At 73.5% G+C, this 1,795-nt stretch carries 2 protein-coding genes; both read right to left on the reverse strand.

What is annotated here, in order from left to right:
* Positions 1 to 95: 95 nt before the first annotated feature.
* The gene (locus AB0M20_RS41485; protein WP_364306815.1) at positions 96 to 1,304 is read right to left on the reverse strand and encodes a DUF6596 domain-containing protein; all 1,209 of its coding nucleotides are present in this window, start codon (positions 1,302 to 1,304) and stop codon (positions 96 to 98) included.
* Positions 1,305 to 1,308: 4 nt separating this feature from the next.
* On the reverse strand, positions 1,309 to 1,662 hold the full coding sequence (locus AB0M20_RS41490; protein ID WP_364306817.1) for a YciI family protein: 354 nt from the start codon (positions 1,660 to 1,662) through the stop codon (positions 1,309 to 1,311).
* Between the last annotated feature and the right edge of the window lie 133 nt (positions 1,663 to 1,795).

The raw sequence follows: 1,795 nt of genomic DNA on the forward strand, positions 1-1,795 counted from the left end.
TCACGATCTCGGTCACCACGTCGACGGTCACGTCCACCAGTCTCCGCCCAACGGACCGGCTCGGGTGAATTCTGGTCCTGCGCGACCGCGCCTGATCAGAGCCCGGCGGCTCGGCGGGTCAGGTATCGCTGTTCGGGCAGGCTCGCCGTCATCCGGGCCGCGCGCAGGTAGCAGTCCCGGGCCGCTTCCCGGTCGCCGGCCTTCTCCAGCAAATGCGCTCGGACGGCTTCGAGACGGTGCGTGTGCGCCAGCCGGTCGTCGGCGCCGAGGGTGCCGAGCGCCGCCAGCCCGGCGGCCGGCCCGTGCACCATGGCGAGGGCGACCGCGCGGCTGAGCGTGACCACCGGGCCGGGCGCCACGCGGACGAGGACGTCGTAGAGGGCGAGGATCTGCGGCCAGTCGGTGCCGTCGGCCGTCGCGGCCTCGTCGTGGACGGCGGCGATCGCGGCCTGCACCTGGTACTGCCCGATCGGGCCGGCGCCAAGCGTACGGGTGAGCAGCGCCAGCCCCTCGGCGATGGCGGCCGCGTCCCACAGCTCGCGACGCTGCTCGGCCAGCGGCACCAGGGACCCGTCGATATCGGTACGGGCGGCCCGCCGGGCGTGCGTGAGCAGCAGCAACGCCAGCAGGCCCGCCGCCTCTCCGTCGGCCGGCAGCAGCCGGTGCAGCAGCCGGGCGAGCCGGATCGCCTCCTCGGCCAGCGCCGGCCGGTCGAGCCGCGGCCCCGAGCTTGCGGTGTATCCCTCGTTGAACATCAGATACAGCACGTGCAGCACGACGCCGAGCCGCCCCGGCCGTTCGCCGATGGCCGGCAGCTCGAACCGCGCGCCGGCGTCGCGGATGCGCTGTTTCGCCCGGCCGATCCGCTGCGCCATCGTGGCCTCGGGCACAAGGAACGCGGCGCTGACCTGTGCGGTGGTCAACCCGCCGACCGCCCGCAGCGTCAGTGCCAGCTGCGACGGCGGCGACAGCGCCGGGTGGCAGCACAGGAAGAGCAGCACCAGCGTGTCGTCCGGATCCGGCGGCGCGTCGTGGGTCGGGTCGAGCGCGGCGCTGGCCTCGCGGCGGCGCCGGGCGCTGTCGTTGCGCCAATGGTCGACCAGTGCCCGGCCGGCGACCGTCGTCAGCCAGGAGCGCGGCCGGTCCGGCACTCCCTCCGCCGGCCACTGCAGGGCCGCGGCCAGCAGTGCCTCCTGTACGGCGTCCTCGCACGCGTCGAACTGCCCGTGCCGGCGCACGAGGGTGCCGAGGACCTGCGGCGCCAGCTCGCGCAGCAGGTCCTCGAACGGCGCGGTCGGCGTCACCCGCTCAGTCCTGCGGTGGTGACTCGTCCATGACCCGCCGCACCTCGATCGGGTATTCGACGGCCGCGGCGACCCGCGAGGCGATCTCGACGGCCCGCTCGTGCGTCCCCTCGATGACCCAGTAGCCGGCCAGCGACTCCTTGATCTCGGCGAACGGCCCGTCGGTCGGTGCGGGGGCGCCGTCGATCAGCCGTACCGTCGTGGCCCCGGTCGGATCGGTCAGGTGCCGGCTCTCGACCGCTTCGCCCGACCGGCGCAGCTCCCCGTCCATCCGCATCATCTCGGTCTGCATCGCCGTGACCCACTCGGGGCTGCGTCCGGCCAGCGACTCGGCCACCCCGCCGAACATCATGATCATGTATTTCACGTCGGTCTCCTCTCGCCCGGGCCCGATCCCGGATGCGGCCACCGGTCGAAACAGACCACGCCGTTCTCGACATCCCACACCAGATTTCTCGGCGCGCCCCGGAGAAAGTGGTAGCCCACGCACG

This window comes from Actinoplanes sp. NPDC051633 (genome assembly GCF_040681735.1).
In the GTDB taxonomy this organism is placed as follows: domain Bacteria; phylum Actinomycetota; class Actinomycetes; order Mycobacteriales; family Micromonosporaceae; genus Actinoplanes.